The organism is Fibrobacter sp. (assembly GCA_012523595.1).
GTDB lineage: Bacteria > Fibrobacterota > Chitinivibrionia > Chitinivibrionales > Chitinispirillaceae > JAAYIG01.
The window spans coordinates 1-19,443 of the sequence record JAAYIG010000052.1 but is presented as its reverse complement, the minus strand read 5'-3'; the positions used below and the strand labels follow the sequence as shown (position 1 = coordinate 19,443).

Below are 19,443 nucleotides of genomic sequence, written 5' to 3'. Positions count from 1 at the left end.
GGTGCACGAAATATCCTTTCTTTACATATACTAATGTTTTGATGTCATTTTTCTTCAAGTACCCGGGCAACAGCCCTTTTTTAACTCCTGAATCTCATTTTTCAACTGTTTAATATCTTTGAGCAACTGGGGCAGGGAGACCTGCGCAGCTTCTATCCTGCGCATTCCCATCAGATCACGTGCAGGGTAGCCGGTGATTTTTGAACCCGGTTCTGTACCTTTGGAAACCCCGGCCTTTGCTCCCACAAATGTATCATCACCGATCTCTATATGGCCTACAAAACCGGCCTGTCCCCCGATAATGACCCTTTTTCCGATTACGGTGCTTCCCGATATGCCAACCTGAGCTGCCATGGCGGAATCCTCTCCCACCTGCACATTATGTGCGATATGTACCAGATTGTCAATCTTGACACCGTTTTCTATGATTGTAGCAGCGAAATTTCCCCTGTCGATAGTTGTGTTTGCTCCAATATCCACATCATCGCCAATCACTACATTCCCGAAACAGGGGATTCTCACAAACTTTGTCCCCTCACGCGCATTACCGAAACCATCAGAGCCGATCACAGCCCCTGATTGAATAACCACCCTGTCACCAATGACAGTTCCATAGCGGATAATCACACCGGAGTCGATTCTGCAGCCGCTTCCGATCTTACAGTCTCTTTCTATAACACAATTGGCGGAAATTCTGCAGTCAGGCCCGATTTTAACCGATGCACCGATTATTGAACCAGGGCCGATCGAGGCAGAGGGATCAATTGTAGCAGAGGGATCAACCAGGGCATTTTCGGAAATGCTCTTGCAGAAAAGAGGAGACCTGTCTTCAAAAAGCTGGGCGACTTTAGCATAAGCTACATAGGGATCACCCACCTCCAGACATACTTTGTCAGGTATCACTGTTCCTTTATTGACAATAATGTACCTGGCACGGCATTTTCCCATTTCATCCCTGAATCTGGGATTCGAGAGAAAAACAATATCAGATTCCCGGGCCTGCTCAGGTGATTTCAGAGATGTAATCTCTGCATCAGATTCTCCCTCCGGTAAAACAGCACCAATAACCTGAGCAATTATTGAAAGTTTCACAAAATCACTTTTCCTTACTCAATTGTGCAAGAACTCTCTGACTAAGATCATAGACCGGCTTGGCAAAGACAATCCCGCCAGCTCTGGCATCAAAAATATAATCGTAGTTTTCCTCTTTGGCTATCTTTTCTATGATTTTGTTTATTTTTTCTATGATCGGCTTTGTAAGCTCCTCATTTTTCACCAGAGCTTCACCCTTCTGCCCAAACTTCTCCTGAAGAAAGGTCTGATATGAGATCATCTTCTGATTCAGAGAATCCTCGAGTTCCTTCTTTCTCTCGTTGCTCAGGAGAAGGCTTTGCTTGTCAAGCTGCTCCTTGAGATCCTTAATCTCCTTCTGACGTTTTGAGGCCTCCTGCTCCCATTTGGCCACTTCGTTGTTAAACTTTTTCTGAGCATCCTTGGTGCCCTCATATTCCATGAAAATCAGCTCGGAATTGATATACCCGATCTTAAGCTCCGCCCATGTCGCAGTTGCGGCCATGCAGAGTGCCAGAACACCCGCAGTCATTACTTTACGCATGCAATCCTCCTTTGTTTCAGAACCGATCTTTCTCAAAGAATCAGTTCCTAGAAACCTCTGTTCATAAGAAAATGAAATTTAAATCCACTTGGTTTTTTATCCAATGATGATCCTTTGGGATCATCAAGTCCCCATCCAAAATCAAATCCCATGATACCGAGCATGGGAATATTGATCCTGAGTCCGAAACCTACACCTCTGTAAAGATTCCCCAGATCAATCGCAGAAAGACTGCTCCAGGTGTTACCAACATCGGCAAAAACTCCCAGATACATCTGCTGTTCAAGCAATGGATATCTCAGCTCCAGAGTCGAGGTGAACATTGAGATACCATTTTCCGGGTCATTATTCCATCCTCCAAACTCATAGTCATCGTACCCGCGCAGGTCCCCGTCACCATACACTCCACCAACCCTGAACAGATCATACCTGGAGATCTCAATGTTACCACCCAGACTGGTTATCAGACCGAACTTGGAGCGGGACCCCAGCACAAGCTTCAAGGGAAGAGGAAAATAGTGTTCGTAACCGACGGTTCCCTTGAAATATCTGAAATCACCTCCAAGACCCGCTATCTGAGGAATAATCGTCAGCTTTGAACCGCTTGTGGGAAACAGCGGCATGTCAAGGTCGTATCTCTCGATTTTCACCGATGCCCTGCTCAAAAGGCCCTCTTCAAGAACAAGCAGGTTGGCTTCGTCAACCGTATCAGCATCGGTGTAGGTCTTCTCATAACTTAACTGATAAGACCCATGGATCGTAAAATGGTCATCGGGCCATCTCAGTTTTGAACGCCCGGCACCGATCACAAAACCGGTGCTCTGAGCAGTATCTGTCTCATTGTAGATATTTCTGCTGTAAAAAATTTCTCCGGAGAGAGAAAGCGGTATGTCAAAAGCCCATGGTTCCACAAAACCCAGCCTCATGTCCCTGTGATACTTTCCGTATTCAAGGTTGATCCTTAATTCCTGGCCAGCGCCACGGAAATTGGGAATCGAAGTGGAAAAGGTACCGACAAAGTTGCTTTCTCCACTGTAAGCTGCTCCGACCGATATCTGACCGATATTATCCTTTTCGGTCACCTCGAAAATCAAATCTATGCTGCCGTCGCTGTTAAGCATCATATCCGGCTTTATGTCGCTGAAATAATTGAGGGCAAATATCTTCTGTCTGCTGCGCATCAGGAGTGACTGTTTGTACTTTTTTCCGGGCAGAAGATCGATCTGACGTCTTATCACTTTTTCCATCGTCTTGTTGTTGCCCCTGATTTCTATTTTCCGTACGATGGCCGGTTTTCCCTCGGTTATCTCGAAGACCACATCGATGGTATCACCGCGAAAATTTCGCTTGTCCTCCACATGAACCATCAGGTAGCCTTCCTCCCTGTAGGTGTTCTCCACCATGTACTTTGACATCTCAAAACGGCTCTTTTCAAAAGGCTTGCCTTTTTTCAGGGAGATTTTTGACTCCAGGGAATCTACAGGCAGGACGCGGTTGCCCTTGAAGAAGAAATCTCCGGCATAATACTTTTTACCTTCGTCAATGGTGATTTCGATAAAGATATCTTTTCCGGATTCTGAATACCAGACACTATCCTTTGCTATGGAGGCATCGAGATAGCCCAGGTCGTTATAGAACATTACAAGCGTATCAAGGTGCGTCTTGTACATATCTCTGTTGAATTCCCCCGCCCGCCACCACCTGCTCTCTTTTGTCTTGAACTTTCTCTCCAGACGGGCGGTCTTTACTTCCTTGTTGCCTTTGAAAACAACACTCTTTACCCTTACCTTTACCCCTTCGTCAATGTTAAACTTGATAATGACATTTCCGGGGATCTTTGTTTTTACGATTTCCGGTTCGATCCGGGCCAGGTTATAGCCTTTTTCGGCATAGAGATCAAGGAGCTGTTGTTTGATCCCGTGAAGGAAATCATCTGAAATTATCTGGCCGCGCTTAATGCTGACATTCTCTTCAAAATCCTTGATTTTAAGCTTTTTGTTTCCGCTGTATTCCACGTTTTCACAGATCGGAAACTCCACAAGTTTAAGCCTCAGAGACGCAGAGGAGTCGTTTTCGGATATTATGAAAAAGTCAATGGAACTGAACAGTCCCAGGCTGTAAAGACGCTTTATGGACTCCTGCAGATCCGCTGTACTGAATTCCCTTCCCTCTCTGAGCTGCAGAGAATTTCTCACCATATTCGGGGAATTGATACTCAAGCCCTCTATGACCAGAGAATCCAGTACCTTGGCCTCTGTCAGACCATAAAGTAAAAAACCAGCCAGAAGAAGCGCCTGATACCTGAATTTCATAATGACCTCTGATACTCCACGTTAAAAATTCAAAATTTTTCTCAATCGGGTTATAGGCAGCATTAACTGCATATTAAGCCTTGGATTGTGCTCTATTTGCGTTTCACCCTTGCGGATGCCGTAATTAAAATCCATTGTCAAATAGCGGCCTGGCTGAAATTCCAGCCCGATACTGTACTCAGGTGTCAATACGGTGTCGATCGGAATCAGTTCCCCCCGGGCTTTTAAAAACAGAAAGTCGCGGAAAAAGTAGCGGCCGACAGTAATGCCGACATTTGCAAGGGCAAGATAATCATCCTGGCCCAGAAGGCCGTCAAACTGACGATTATAAAGCTTATTAAAATAATTCGAAGCAATCGATGATTCAATGTTAATTACATCAAGACCAACCGACCTGGCTAACCACCTCTCCCACCTCTGAAGCAGATAGCGATGGAAATATTGCTCCCCGAAACTGGATACCATCCCTCCTGCCTTGCCCAGAGTGGTAAAATTGAGCCCCGCTTCCCGGTAAAAATCACGTTCCGACTCGCCCGGAAGCTCCTCAAAATCGGAGGAAAGATGAAATGAGATATTAAGCTGCTTCCCCTCAATAAGCCTCCCCCGCTCAGAAACGCCATTGGTCAGAGGATCGTGTACAAGACAGGTCAGTTTTATCCTGTCAAAACGGCTGCTGTCACTGAACGCCTCCGCACTCCCCCAGAGAATCGGCATGTTGTCATAACTGCCCCCATCCTTCAGCTTCTGAGGAACAAACTCCACCCCCACATCAAAATTCCTGTCGAAAACTTTCCCGTAATATGCTGAACCCTTGAAAGAACGAATCGTCCCATAAAGCCTGAAAGTCTTATCGAGATCCCTCCCCCTTACCCTTATAACAGAAGATGGATCAAGATATCCTTCCACAAATCTCATTATCCGTCTCTTCTTCCCGGCAAGATCCCAGAAATACATCACCTTGCGGTTTCCGGGGCGCAGATCCATCTCCCAGGTCACATAAGGGAAGGGGTCAAAATCCCAGGGCATCTCGTTTGTGTTAAGAAAAGGGAAGGTAAACTCAAGGTCCCGAAGAATCCATGTGCCGGTGATACGCAGCTTGTCCACCGGACCTGAAAGTGTAAACTTGTTGAACGGCCTCCTGCCCCTGAACTCTATATCCCCGATCTCCCCCAGAGCCATAAAACCCGGCAGATGAATATGGATTCCGTTTTTAGGAGTCTCCACCTGAATAACCCCGAAATCAAGAGGCCCTATCTGGAAAGACTCATACCCCCGGGGAATATCATGGCTGGAAAAAATTCTTACAGGCCTTCGCCTAATATTGCCCTTTATCGATGTATGTACCCTGGAGAAGCTGTCCACTTTCATGCTGAAAGAGAAATCTTTTATGTCATCGGGAACAAAAGGCCTCAGGGTCAGTTTCCCAGCCGGGACAGACACATTACCTGAAGTAAATACCCAGTGGCCTGGAACACCGTAAAATTCAACCTTCGCTTCTCCCCTGCCCTCCCCACCGATGGGAGAATCCACATTCTTCTCTATACATTCCAGAAGGTTTCCTGTAACGTCAACAGAAGCCCTGAGCGTATCTCCATCACTGGTCTCCTCCCCCAGCATCGACCAGGGTACAAACCCGGCCGCCGCAATCGAAATCCGTTTTCCCTCATCAGCCCTGAGCCTCTCAATGTGAAGCCCTGAATGAGTAATGCTGCCTGTAAAGGAAAGGGAGTCAAATTTCCAGTTGTTGATCCGGAGTGACGGGGTGAAGAAATCTAGAATGAAGGGGAAACCTGAAGGGGATGTCCTGATCCGGCCGCTGATCCTCGACTCAAGATCAAGATCCCGGGGCTTGAATGTACCAAGCAATGACTTTACATCGATATCGTCAAATTCACCAGTAAAGGAGATCTTTCCTCCGGAATGACTTATCGTATCAAATGCTGCTATGATCTGTTTGTCTTTGCGGACAACAAAAGGAAGAACTGAAATGTTGCCGTTGGAAAAAGTAAGTATGGCATCACTTTGAAGTCCGGAAAAGGTCCCTGCCTCGAGTTCTCTCACATGAAGCTCAGAGCGTACCACAGGCTTCTGCAGGTTGCCTGAAATTCTGGAAAAGCCACTCAGTCTCCCTTTCTCGATCCGCAATCCCAGTTCAGGGAGCATCGAAAGCAGCCTGCTTATCTGGAAATCGTACCACAGACTGGATTCTATCTGAAACGGATCGGAATTCAGTGACAGCTTTCCATTCCCCCTGACACCACTGAGAGCCGAAAGCGAGTCTATCATTACAGAATCCCCGTATAATCTCCCGCCTATGTAAAGAGGCGCCTTGACATTCTTTAAAGTTAAATTCTTTCCGTACAGACTCCACACAACAGGCGATCCCTCTTCCCTGCTTTTGCCAAGTTTACCTGCGATGGCGCCGCTTAAGACAGAGTCACGGATATCCGCATCGAAATCCACCCTGAATGTGTCAATCCACCCCTCGGCGTTAACAGCGACCCGGACAGAATCCGGTCTGTACATACCAGGTTTTCGCTCGAACAAAGAAAATATTTGATCTTTTCTCAATTCTGCCGAAATAGACGCACTTGGAGACTTCCCGAAGAGATCCCTGATGGATCCGGAAAGATCCATCCCCCGCTCATCTGAATTGAGTGTTGATATGTGTATTAAATCACCTTTACTCTTTACAAGAAGATCAAGATCCCCAAGGGACAGATTGTTGTATTTCACATTCTTTCCGGATACTACAAACTGAACCTTTGTAAGCTTTTCAGCACCCCTAAGCTCCCCTGAAACCCTCAACCTTCCATCCAGACCCGAAAAAGAGGGAACGGAATCGAGAGTGGCCCGTACTCTGGCACTGTACTGAGGAGTTTTACCTCCGGTTTCTACCAATCCATCAGCCAGGACAACAATTCCCGGACTCAGCAAAGCAGCAGAATCAACATCAACTCCGGATGTGTCCACACGCATATAGGCAAGTATACTTACAACCGGAATACCCCAGGCACTTATCCCTCCACCCGAAAAATTCACTCTCAGCCTGTTTTCAGCATCTCCGGATATTATCCCCTCACACCACCCCTCACCGGTCACATTTCCCCTCAGTTCCGGTAAAAGAAAAGAGGAAACAGAATCAGCATTGATTCCCGCACACCTGTACTCAAAATGCGATGATGGGTCGCGGGAGATATCCCAGTGCCCCCTCATTTCCACCCTCATTCCCAGATAGCTGCAACTGAGTGTGTCAACCCTCCACTTCGAACCATCCATTGTCATACGCATCTGAACCGAGTGCAGAAGCTGCTCTTTATCCCCCAGCCTGCATGTACCATCTTCGATCCTGGCCCAACCATCACTTTCAAGAGAAGCCAGAGAGATCTTTTCAGGAAATTCAAATTCCACAGTTCCACTCAGAGCACCGCTGATTATTTTGAGGTTTCCAAAGGAGACAGGCTTTTTAATCCCGGCACCATTGAGCCGCAAAGAAAGACGGTTCTTCTCTCCTGTCCAGGAAATGCTCCCCTGAATGAAAAGGTTATCCTTTACTGAGCCTAGTTTACCGCTTAAATTTACAGACGTTTCATTCCCCAGGTCTGTCAGTTTTCCACGCAACTGCTCACCTATTACCACAGTGTCACCATCATCCTGGCAGAGCCTCAACAATCCCCTTTTCACTATCAGGTTTTTTATCGGAAGCTCATCGGGAACAACAACAGCAGCCTGAGGAGAGTTAAGAGCCGCCGGAAAAACAACCTTCTCCTGCTGCATGGCCTGAGAATCGAGGAAAAAATCGATAGTGGGACTGTTTAAAATGATTTTGTTCATCGAGCGACTGATATCGCCACGGAATTTCAGAAGTCTGGAAAAGGAGAAGCCGACTTTGATATCACGGATTCTGATTGAGACCGACTGCCCCGGTAAAATCAAAATGATGTCTTTAAGGTGAGCGGAAAAAAAACCGAAGCGAACCCGTCTTACATCAAAGGTACCCTTAATATAAGGAGAGATGCCCTGTATCAGAAGATTTTCCAGATTTCTGTTTTTTTCCAGATACTTTGAAATCTGATACAGGGCAGAGAAAAATGCAAGAACACAAAGTCCAAGTACTATTACCCACTTACGGGGCCGCATTCTCTGAATCAACTTTCGAGAAAGCTATGGTTCCGTTCTCCAGGTCCAGACGGATCGAATCACCATCGCGAAACTTGTCATTGAGAAATTCCTCCGCCAGTCTGTCTTCGATCAGCCTCTGAATTGCCCTGCGCAACGGTCTGGCACCCAGAATCGGATCGAAGCCCTGGTCTACTACGTAAGCTTTGACCTCTGGAGAAACAAACAGTTTTATGTTTCTGTCGACAAGCCGGTTTTCAACATCTTTCAGTTGTATTTCAACAATCTGAGAGATCTCTTTTTTGGTAAGCGGATAGAAAACAATCGTTTCATCAACCCTGTTAAGGAATTCCGGATTGAAGATCCTCTTGAGTTCATCCATGACCTTGGTCTTTATGGCATCATAATCTGATTCAACACTGGTTTTCCCGAAACCAACAGTTCCAGTCTTCTTGACATCACGGGTACCAGCATTGGATGTCATGATTATGATTGTATTTCTGAAGTTTACATGCCTGCCGTAAGAATCGGTCAGAATACCATCATCGAGAATCTGGAGAAGAATATTGAACACATCCGGATGAGCCTTTTCGATTTCGTCAAGGAGGATCACGGAGTATGGTTTCTTACGGATCTTCTCGGTAAGCTGTCCGCCCTCTTCATACCCCACGTATCCCGGAGGAGCTCCCACAAGACGGGAAACGGCGAATTTTTCCATATATTCAGACATGTCAATTCTGACCAGGGCATCTTCTGTGTCAAACAGAGACTGGGCAAGAGTCTTGGCCAGTTCGGTCTTCCCCACCCCGGTAGGTCCAAGGAAAATGAAGGATGCGATCGGACGCTTTACATTGTGCAGACCGGCACGTGATCTGCGGATACTGCGGGCGATAGCCTCAAGAGCAGGGTCCTGACCGATAACCCGCTTGCGAAGCTCATCCTCCAGATGAAGTATCTTCTTCGATTCCTCCTCAGCAAGTCTGGAAAGAGGAATTCCGGTCATTGTGGAAACCACCTCAGCAATAGTGGATTCGTCAACCAGAAGCCGCTCCTCGGCTTTGGATTTACGCCACAGTGCTTTCTTTTCCAGAAGAGTTCCCTTGAGCTTTTCCTGTTTGTCACGAAGCTTGGCTGCACGCTCAAACTCCTGCTGCTCCACAGCCCTCTCCTTCTCTTTCACTACATCCCCTATCTCTTTTTCCATATCACGGATTTCACTGGGGATCTCCATGCTGGAGAGCCTTTTACGCGCTCCGGCCTCATCGATAACATCGATAGCCTTGTCCGGAAGGAACCTGTCGGAGATATAGCGCTCGGAAAGCTTTACTGCGGATTCTATGGCTTTTTCGGTATATGTGACCTTGTGATGATCCTCATAGCGGTGACGCAGTCCGGAGAGAATCTGGATTGTTTCAGCAACATTGGGCGGATCGACCATTATAGTCTGGAAACGACGTGCAAGAGCACCGTCTTTCTCTATGTATTTGCGATACTCGTCAAGAGTGGTAGCACCAACGCACTGAATCTCTCCTCTGGAAAGAGCCGGTTTGAAAATATTCGAAGCATCCAGACTTCCCTCTGATCCCCCTGCTCCCACAATCGTATGAAGCTCATCGATAAAAATTATAATGTTTTCGTTTTTCTGGAGTTCAACCATCAGAGCTTTCAGACGTTCCTCAAACTGGCCTCTGTACTTTGTTCCGGCAACCATTGATGCCATATCGAGATTAATCACCCGTTTGTTTTCCAGAACCTGTGGAATGTTCTTCTCCACAATTTTCTGTGCGAGTCCCTCAACTATGGCGGTTTTACCAATACCAGGCTCACCAATCAGCACCGGATTGTTCTTTTTGCGCCGGCTGAGGATCTGAACGACCCTCTCAATCTCCTTTTCCCTTCCGATCACAGGGTCAAGTTTGCCCTCACGGGCAAGAGCTATAAGATCTCTTCCGAAATGGTCAAGGAAAGGAGTCTTGCTTTTCTCCTTTGAGGCCCCGACTGTTTCTCCGCCCCTCAGGACTCTGTTTATCTCCTCTTTGACCCGTTCGTATTCCAGCCCTGATGCAGCAAGGGCATTTGCGGCAGCAGACTCTGTGTCTTTCATCAGCGCAAGCAGCAGATGCTCGGTACCGATATACTTGTGAGACATGGAACGAGCCTCATTGGCTGCAATCTCAAGTACCTTTTTGGCTCTGGGTGTAAAGGGCAGCATCTGCCCGATCGTCATCATTCCTCCAGTGGAGGTGATTGTCTTCTCGATACTTGATGTCAGCTCATCAAGATCCACACCCATGCTGCGCATCACTGCCACAGCTACACCATCACCCTCTTTTACCAGACCCAGAAGAAGGTGCTCGGTTCCAACATAGTCATTTCCAAGCCGCACCGATTCCTCACGGGCAATCTGCATTACTTTTTTGACTCGATCTGTAAACATTCCGTTCATTATCTGTATTCCTTCTATTGTGAATCGAACCGGTTAAGAGCTCGGATTGCTGTCCGGACCAGGAGACTTCCTTTTTCTCCTTCTCTTTGTAAGCAATTCTCTAACCATATCAGCCCTGATTTTTGTCATCTCTCTGTCATCCATAGCCTTGTTGAAAAACATCTGAATATGAGCAGGCATGGACAACATAGTAATACGGTTTAACTCCTCAATTGTTATGTTTTGAAAAATGCCGCAAATCACTCCCAGCCTCAGAGAAGAGGTCAAATTGAGACATTCGGAGAGGGTAAGGGTCCTGGCATGAAGAAGTATTCCGTATGCCCGGTAGACCTTGTCACTCAATTCCAGTTCCGCATCCCTCATTATTCTTTCTCTTGCTGAGCGTTCATGCTTTATGATCTCACAGACTATCTTCTGAGTATTGTTCAGAAAATCATTCTCATGTGCCCCCATCGTGGCCTGATTTGAGAGCTGGAAGAAGTTCCCCACAACTTCGGAGTGCTCCCCGAAAAAACCTCTTGTAGAGATCCCCATCTGACTTGCCCCCTGCAGCACAGCATCGATAGCTTTTGTCAGAACAAGACCGGGAAGATGCATGAGAAAGGAAACCCGCAGGCCTGTTCCTGAATTGGTGGGACAGCATGTAAGGAAACCGCGTCTGCTGTCAAAAGCAAATTCCAGCTTCCTGCCCAGGATATCGTCTATATGACTCACCACACTCCACAGCTCCGTAGGCCTGAATCCGGAATCCAGGCACTGAATCCTCAGATGATCTTCCTCGTTTATCATTATGTTTATTCTGCGTGTGGAATCAAGAGCAACTCCCCGCTCTCCGCTGTCATTGAGCATGTCGGGGCTCACTATACGCTCTTCAACAAGGAATAATTTGCCAAGGTTGTTCATATTTGCGAGATGGCATATATCAAATGACCGAAATCTGGACTCACTGGAGATAACATCGGCAATTTCATTGAAAATTTTTTTCTTCTCGGATTCCGAGGCGCTGCATGGGAATCGATGCCCGGTCAGATTGCGGGCAAGACGGATTCTGGTGGAGGTGATTACATCTTTATCAGGACCGCTGTTATCGAACCAGGCCGGCAGTTTTCCAGGATTTCCCTCAGAGGTAATTACATCAGCTCTCATATCACTCAACCTCTGTCTTCTTGAGATTGTGGATAGCATCCCGAAGAAGAGCAGCCTGCTCGAATTGCTCATTTTTAATTGCTGCGGCAAGCTCATGACGGAGCCGCTTTATATCAGCGGTTGCTTTGACCCTTGTATTTGATTTATGATACTGTTTGCCTTTGTGGATGGCAGAACCGTGAACCTGAATAAGCATCTCATCAATCTCTTTTTCAAAGGCATGGTAACACTCAGCGCACCCCAGCCATCCCTTTGAGCGGAACTCGGAATAATTCATGCCGCATCGGCCGCAACTCTTATCAGATTCAGTTACTTCCTGCCCACTCCCGGATTCCTCGACATTCACAGAGATGTTTATCCCCATTTTCCGGGCACACTCCTGGCAGAGATGATGGATCCGGGTCTGATTCTGCATTATCTGAGTAAGATGAATGTTCGCAGGGTTTATCCCGCATTCATCACACATTTTCATGTTTGTATCCTCTGGCATTTTTTTCTTTCCAAAGACAGCAGCCCTGAGAATGAGTTTTATTAAGGTCCCGTACACACCTTGAGTTTAAACCTGCGATGGAAACTAAAACAGGTGCTTCAACGGGCTTTTCTGCTCCGCCGGAGCATTACCCCTCAGGCCGTTCTCAGGGTAAAAGCCCGCGAGGCGGGGAGGTAAAAGCGTGAAAACCTCAGTAGTACTTTTATAATATAATTTTTTGGAACAGGACTAGGTGCTTTCCTGGTGAGGTGATTTTCACAAACCTGGAATCAGCGTGCTATCGAGGAAATCAGGAATAAAAGAGAGCGAAAAAAAGAGAAAAAAAACAGCCTGAAGAGTCAGCTTAAAATACCAGCAAGAGTTTACCGATTCAAGATCATCCTGTGTTAAAATAAATTAACCGGAAAACTGCAGCCGCATTTGCCAAACAATGCATGCAACCGGTATAAAGCTGTTTGATCCGGCTGAATATCCATGCCTTTTTCTGTTGTCTTATGGAATTTCGAAGACCTATATTAATCAGTTCGCAAATGTGCTATAAATATAAGGCTCTCATCACACTTACATTCTATGTCTCATCGATATTTCGACTTCCTGAATAAAACCATAACAGTTCTTGTGGTCGATGATGAACCATGTCATCTTGATTTCTACGAAGATTTCATCTCCGGCCATCCCATTTACAAAATAATAAAAGCCCCAAATGCACAAACTGCGGAGAATGCGATCCATTCAGGCGTACCCATACATATTTGTATACTCGATTTCGGAATAGATGATATCAACAATGATGAGTGTTACCTTCTGAAGAAATACTCCCGGCAGATACCATTTGTGGTTATCAGCGGATCCGCAGACATAGAACGCGCATTCGAAGCATCCAAACTGGGTGCTGCAGGTTTACTCGCCAAACCGGTCGATGTCACTTCCCCGGTTTTCTGGGATAAACTTTCTGAGATTTTCCTCCAGAAAACTATTCTGCCGGACTTATCTGCTGCAGTAAACCCGATTATTTGTGAATGCTGCAGGGTTCTTGCAGAAGATACCCCGGAGACAGTATCGGAGTGGGCAACAAAAAGCAACATCACGGATGCTTATCTGAGGAGGTTGTGGAGTGAATGCTTTACATTCTCTCCCAAGCATGTACTGTTTCTGTACAAAGCTTACAAAAGCGCCTTTTCCTATCTTAATGCTCAATACTTATCAGAGATTAACAATGTTGCACATGTACAAAAGATAGACACTTCTGCATATCACAGGCTTGAGTCATACTATCTGCAAAACAGGAAAACACTGGAGACAGTAAGGGATAAAAAACAGGACAAACTCCTTACCCGGCAGAATTGATTTACATGTTATTTCTTTTCACTCATGATATCTGCACATGGAAAGTAAAGATAGATCTGGCTTCCCTTGCCAAGTTCACTATGCACATCGATATAACCGTTATGAGCCTTCATGCAATCATAAACGGCTGCGAGCCCCAGCCCTGTTCCCTTGCCTTCCATTTTGGTAGTGAAAAAAGGCTCAAACAGGCGTTCTAATATCTCACGGCTCATTCCAGCCCCGGTATCCTTTATTGCTATTACAGAGTAATGTCCTTCAGGAATTGTAAACCCATGCAAAGTTGAAAATGATTTGTCAATTTTAACCGATTCTGTAGAAATGACAATTGTACCACCATCAGGCATTGAATCAACAGCATTGATTCCCACATTCAGAACAGCACTGTAGAGCATCCCCATATCCGCCAAAACAGTGATTTCCTCATCGGATTTTTCATATTTAACCGATACACCTTTAGGTGCTGAATGCTTCAACAGAGATATTACCTGATCCATTGTCTGGTTGAGATTCAATGGCTTTAAATTCAATGTATTTTTTCGGGAGGCTATCAGCAGCGTCGAAGTGAGATCTTTCAGACGGTCGGTTGCGTCAATCAAATGGCTGATTTTTCTATACGCGCTGGAATCATTCCGAAGATCTTTTTGAATAAGTTGAGCGTATCCAAAGATGGGATTAACCATGTTTTTAATGTCATGAGCTATTCCACTCAGCAATCTTCCTATTGTTTCCATTTTCCTGGAGTGCTCAAGCTCCCGCTCTATTGCAGATTTCTCCTCCTGTAACAGAAGTTTCTCTTCCAGACTTGCAATAGCCTGTTTTTGCGATTGTTCCCTTTCTCTTTTAAGAATCTTGATTTTGTCAGCAAGACCGAGAGAAAAGAGTGTCAATGTTATAACCAGAGATACATTGGGCAAGAAATAGGTCACTTCATTGAATGGGAAAATGCCGGTACTATACATAAGGTTGTAAATAAGAATACCTGCAAAAAAGCTCAATGAGGCCAGAAGATAGTAAATTGCAGGGCTGAACCCTTTCCGAGAGGCCTTTATTGCAGGGTACAGGAGAAAAGGTAACGGAAGAAGATTAAACAGAACCAGGATTCTTTCAGCAGTTCTGAAAGTAATAAAGGGAGAAAGCGGAGCAAGAATGATCAAGATTAAAGAAATAGCTTTTAATACATAATCACATCGCGGGGAGAATGTCCATGAATTCACCATACAACGAGAAACCATTATTGCAGCAAGGGCAGCTATAAAATTGATGACATGCAGGAAAGGCACCCATGATTTGATGTTTATAAATCCCCAGTCGATCATGAACCCGTAAACAGCAGTCATCTGCCCCAGGGCAAAGCACATAATAAAAATTGAAAGCCACAGATAACTTTTATCGGAAGTTGACACAAAGAGATAAAAGTGATAAAAGGCCATTATGATGATAGCGCCGAAATACAGCCCCAGGAAAAACTGGCGGTTACGATCATATTTTAAATACTGGTTTTTTTCACGCAGGAACACAGGCAGTATAACAGGTGTTTCGCTCTGAACTCTCATATAAGCTTTAATCGCTTTACCCGGTTGGCCGCTGAATTCAACAGAGGGGTTACGGTAAGGTGTTGGGCGTGAATTCTTATCAACAATGAATCCTGTCCGGCCGGAGCTTATTACTGTACTGTCAACCATTATATGGTAATCTATCTGATGAAGGCTGGGCATTGCGACATCCAGAACCCATTCCTTTTGATTTGCAGATGAATCCTTCAGTTCAAATTGCAGCCAAAAAGCTGACCTGGAAAAACCAAGGTTGGGGATTTGGCGGGAAGCGGTCTTAGAGAATGCTTTTTCACCCATTTTCAGGACTGAATCCAGTTCCAGGCCGGCAGTTGTATCTTCAAACACCGATACTGACGGGCTGATCTGGTATACCAGAGTTGAATCAATCAATATTATAGAAGCCTTTGCTTCAAATCCCATTACTCCGAACACAGAGACAAAAACAATAAAAAGCTCTGGGATTTTTCGATAATTGAGCATCTTACCTCTAACAGGCACTTTCAGACAGATCTTAAGAATGATTTAATCTTAGAAATTAAACTTTCGAAACAAACAGTTGCGAATTGTTTGTCCATTTCTGTTTATATTTCAGAGGTGCTTGTCTGTCATCCACACACACAATGCCAGAGTATTGATCGCAATTATCAGCTTTTAATTGGTCGATCATTTAAAATCTTCACCCTTCTACCTTGTGCAGGAATCCAGGTATACAGGTTCCTGCACTGAGGTAGATTTTCCGGTTGCAAATATTACCTTCAATGTTTATTTGCCCGTTTCATAGACTGAGTGTTTTATACTACTCCGGGTTAATTACAATCTGATCAAGTATTCTACAAGAAGCCCTTACATATTCATAACACCGTTCAATAAGATTGTTGTCTTTAAAAGCCTTTTGACCATCAGGATCAAGTAAGCAGCATCCGTCCAGAAGACTTTTGCAGTTAACATTTCCGAATTGATCGATAAAAGAGTTTAGGAAAAGTTGAACTTTTGAATATGTGATTTCCTGTTTTTCCTTCCCCTCTCCGCTTCCTCTCCCGTAAATCATTCCAATAACCATCAAGGCTCCTGTTACTGCACCACATACTTCCTGTGTCCTTCCCATTCCACCGCCAAAGCCCGTTGCTATTTTCATCGCCAGATCATCCGGTAAACCCAGTTCATCGGCATAAGAGTAAAGAACCGATTGCGCACAATTGAAGCCCTCTTTGAATTTGCCGACCGCTTTTTCTATTCTGTTCATCTTATCTATCCCCAATTTTCTACTTTCCAAAATGTTGGTTTAAGCCTTTAATCATTAATTGACTCTATTGGTAGAAATTCTCGATATTCTGATACTCTGATATGGGACAAGCCGTAACAAGTCTGGTACTCACAAAATCTATACACGCAAAAAATTGTTCTCAACAGCAAACCGAGACTGCCAGACCCGCTTTCAGTCCATCAGCCCCTTGTCTGCACAATTCTCCCGTCATCGAGAGTAATGACCCGATGCATATCAGTAGTCAATTGATGGTTATGGGTGGCAATAAGAAATGTCTGGTTCAGCTCACGGTTGGCTTTTTTGAAAAGTTCAAGAAGCAGTTCCCCGTTGCCTCTATCAAGATTCCCCGTGGGTTCATCTGCCAGTACAAGCCAGGGATCATTAAACAGAGCCCTGGCCAGTGCCACTCTCTGCCGCTCTCCTCCGGAGAGTTCCGCGGGAAAATGTCCTTTGCGCTTCTCCAGTCCGAAGATCTCAAGAAGGTTGTTCGCTTTTTTTATACACTCTGCCCTGGGTTTCCGCAGTATCAGTCCCGGAATTATGACGTTCTCGATGGCGGTAAAATCAGGCAGAAGATGATGAAACTGGAAAACAAACCCTATATGACGGTTTCTGAACTCCGCAAGCTCCATCGGACTCATCGTGCCCGGGTTCTTCCCGCAAACCTTCACATCACCGGAATTAAAACTGTCAAGTCCGCCGAGAATCTGCAGAAGAGTCGTCTTCCCTGCCCCGGAAACCCCCAGAAGCCCCACTATCTGGCCCCTCTCGATCTGCAGTGAGATACCCCTGAGCACCTCGAAGGTCCCAGCATCATCGGTATATGTCTTCAGAAGCCCCTTTACATCAACAATAAGATCAGGCATAATCCCCGTCACTTCCTCTCTCTGCTCAGTCTACTCGTACCTTATCGATTCCGCGGGAAGCATCTTCGATGCCTTGAGCGCAGGAAAGATTGTTGTCAGCCAGGCGATCAGATTAGCCGAAAAGTAAACCAGTAACACATCGAAGGTCCTTATCACCACCGGAAGTTTGTTTATGAAATAGATATCCCCCGGAAGTGGAATAAGCTGCCATCGGTACTGGATATAGCACAGGAGAACGCCCAATGATGTCCCTACAGTGGAGCCCACAAATCCCACTATCATACCGTAAAGCATGAAAATCTTCAGAACTGAAAATGAGGTCGCACCCATGCTCATGAGTATGCCTATCTCACGCCGTTTCTCGAAAATGGTTGTCACAAGCGAGGAGATAATGTTCAGGGCCGCGACAAACATTATCATAGAGATAACAATAAAGATTATAAGCCTCTCAAGCTTCATCCACTGGAAAAGAGATTTATTCTGGCTCATCCAGTCCACTGCCCTGTAAGGATATCCCCCAAGGTGATCACGGATATCGGAAGCAATACGGTTGGCTTTGAAAAGATCTGTGGTTTTTATCTGTATTCCCTCAACACCTTTCATGTTGAGAAGTCTCTGTGCGGAGGAGATTGAGATGTACACCAGGTTCAGATCGTATTCGTACATGCCGGTTTCGAAGACACCGGTGACAACAAAGCGGTCCATCCTGGGCACAGGATCGATCTGCCCTTCCTCTGTTGCCAGGCTCATGAGCACCACCTCAGCCCCGTCCCTTATTCCCATCTTGTCGGCAAGGCCAAGCCCGATACAGATCCCCGGCAGCTTCCGCCCCCTGTCTGATTCCGCGCTGTCAAGATTGAATTTCCCCCATTTGACAGTTTTACCAAGATCGGTGACAGTCGGCTCAAGGCTGTGGTCCACACCCATGAACATGACACCTTCCTGGACCTGCTGGTGCTCAACACCGCCTTTACCGGAGATATAAGGCGCCGCTCCGAGAACCTCGGGGTAGTTTAAAATAACCTCTCTGAGAGAATCATACTGAATAATGGGAGTGGAGTGGTATTGAAGAATATTGGCATGGGCATTTGTGCCTACGATACGATCCCGCACCTCTTTCTCGAACCCGTTTGCAATTGAGAGGGCGATTATCAGAACGAAACTGCCCAGGCAGATCCCGACAGCAGTCACATAGGTGCCGATCCTGCGCTTGCCGCGCAGGTAGCGAAATGAGATAAATGTCTCCAGAGAACTCATCAGGTTCACTCCGGACGCATGAGAGGGAAAAGTATCACATCTCTCAACGTGGAGGCGTTTGTAAGGAGTGCAACGATACGGTCGATTCCCATGCCCCAGCCGGAAATTGGAGGCATACCGAATTCCATGCACTGAAGGAAATCGTTGTCCACCTCCATGGTTTCCTGATCGCCATGAGCCCTGGCTTCGGCCTGCTGTTTAAACCTCTCGGCCTGATCAACAGGATCCACAAGCTCGGAGTATGCGTTTACCACTTCCCAGCCGTTTACAACCAGTTGAAACCGGTCGACCACCATCGGGTTCTGGTCGTTTTTACGGGCCAGAGGAGAGAGGTCAAGGGGGTGATGAGTAATAAAAACCGGATTGATCAGCGCAGGACGGGAAACTTTTTTATAGAGCAGATCGATAAGTGTGCCGCGTCCGGCCCTGGCCACATCTACATCTGTTTCAAATTTGATTCCCTGGCGCTTTATCTCTGCCATCAGTTCATCCCTGGTCGCGAATTTATCGATATCGATTCCGCAGTCCCGGAGGATAAGTTCACGGAAGGAGAAGCGGGGCCACTGTCCCTCGAAGGAGATCTCGGTGCCCTCGTATGTCAATTTGAGACTCCCGTTGAGCTTCATCAGGAGTTCCTTGAAGAGCGCTTCGGTGAAATTCATGTTATCGATATAGTTCCAGTAGGCGCAGTAGTATTCAAGGAGAGTGAAATCCGGCAGATGAGAGGCATCCATACCTTCGTTTCTGAATGAACGTGCAAATTCATAGACTCTGTCAAACCCGCCTGCAATAGCCCGTTTCAGATATGTTTCCGGTGCGATCCTCAGGTAGACATCGATATCCAGTGCGTTGTGATGAGTAACAAAGGGTCTGGCAAGGGCGCCAGTGGCTTTGTTGGTAAGTACAGGAGTATCGATTTCCGTGAATCCGTGATTGTTCAGGAAATTTCTTATTATGGAGATAATCTGTGTGCGTTTTTTGAAACGTTCCCTGGATTCCTCAGACATTATAAGGTCGAGAAAACGTTT

Annotated in this window: 13 protein-coding genes; 1 reads left to right on the top strand and 12 read right to left on the bottom strand. The window is 46.0% G+C overall.

The features are described from left to right. Nucleotides 1-54 precede the first annotated feature (54 nt). From lpxD to GX089_02945, 7 genes are read right to left on the bottom strand one after another with little or no spacing between them, the layout of a single operon-like run. Nucleotides 55-1,092, bottom strand: coding sequence for a UDP-3-O-(3-hydroxymyristoyl)glucosamine N-acyltransferase (lpxD, locus tag GX089_02975; GenBank protein NLP01432.1), 1,038 nt, complete (start codon nt 1,090-1,092; stop codon nt 55-57). Nucleotides 1,093-1,096: 4 nt separating this feature from the next. Beyond that, nucleotides 1,097-1,615 (bottom strand): OmpH family outer membrane protein, encoded by a 519-nt coding sequence (locus tag GX089_02970; GenBank protein NLP01431.1) that lies wholly within the window; start codon nt 1,613-1,615, stop codon nt 1,097-1,099. Nucleotides 1,616-1,662: 47 nt separating this feature from the next. Continuing rightward, a complete protein-coding gene (gene bamA / locus GX089_02965; protein NLP01430.1) occupies nt 1,663-3,927 on the bottom strand; it encodes an outer membrane protein assembly factor BamA in 2,265 nt (754 codons plus the stop codon). 21 nt (nt 3,928-3,948) lie between these two features. Continuing rightward, entirely contained in the window at nt 3,949-8,067 is a 4,119-nt protein-coding gene (locus GX089_02960; GenBank protein ID NLP01429.1) for a hypothetical protein, read from the bottom strand. Next, the gene (locus GX089_02955) at nt 8,054-10,492 is read right to left on the bottom strand and encodes an ATP-dependent Clp protease ATP-binding subunit (protein NLP01428.1); all 2,439 of its coding nucleotides are present in this window, start codon (nt 10,490-10,492) and stop codon (nt 8,054-8,056) included. The genes GX089_02960 and GX089_02955 overlap by 14 nt, the downstream gene beginning before the upstream one ends. A gap of 33 nt (nt 10,493-10,525) precedes the next feature. Beyond that, nucleotides 10,526-11,638: a protein arginine kinase gene (locus GX089_02950; protein ID NLP01427.1), complete on the bottom strand. Its 1,113-nt coding sequence runs from the start codon at nt 11,636-11,638 to the stop codon at nt 10,526-10,528. Nucleotide 11,639: 1 nt separating this feature from the next. Continuing rightward, nucleotides 11,640-12,110 carry a hypothetical protein gene (locus GX089_02945; GenBank protein NLP01426.1) on the bottom strand — a complete coding sequence of 157 codons (471 nt, stop codon included), beginning with the start codon at nt 12,108-12,110 and terminating at the stop codon, nt 11,640-11,642. A 588-nt stretch (nt 12,111-12,698) separates the two neighbouring features. On the opposite strand from GX089_02945, the gene GX089_02940 reads away from it, so the two are divergent. Continuing rightward, a complete protein-coding gene (locus tag GX089_02940; GenBank protein ID NLP01425.1) occupies nt 12,699-13,475 on the top strand; it encodes a response regulator in 777 nt (258 codons plus the stop codon). Between the two features lie 8 nt (nt 13,476-13,483). On the opposite strand, the gene GX089_02935 is transcribed toward GX089_02940, so the two are convergent. The 5 genes from GX089_02935 to GX089_02915 all read right to left on the bottom strand — a co-directional run. Continuing rightward, nucleotides 13,484-15,448 (bottom strand): hypothetical protein, encoded by a 1,965-nt coding sequence (locus GX089_02935; protein ID NLP01424.1) that lies wholly within the window; start codon nt 15,446-15,448, stop codon nt 13,484-13,486. A gap of 376 nt (nt 15,449-15,824) precedes the next feature. Further along, entirely contained in the window at nt 15,825-16,271 is a 447-nt protein-coding gene (locus GX089_02930; protein NLP01423.1) for a C_GCAxxG_C_C family protein, read from the bottom strand. Nucleotides 16,272-16,471: 200 nt separating this feature from the next. Beyond that, nucleotides 16,472-17,146, bottom strand: a complete 675-nt coding sequence (locus GX089_02925; GenBank protein ID NLP01422.1) for an ABC transporter ATP-binding protein — start codon at nt 17,144-17,146, stop codon at nt 16,472-16,474. Between the two features lie 42 nt (nt 17,147-17,188). Continuing rightward, nucleotides 17,189-18,415 (bottom strand): FtsX-like permease family protein, encoded by a 1,227-nt coding sequence (locus GX089_02920; GenBank protein ID NLP01421.1) that lies wholly within the window; start codon nt 18,413-18,415, stop codon nt 17,189-17,191. A 5-nt stretch (nt 18,416-18,420) separates the two neighbouring features. Continuing rightward, the coding region (locus GX089_02915; protein NLP01420.1) for a lysine--tRNA ligase at nt 18,421-19,443 on the bottom strand (1,023 nt) is incomplete at its 5' end.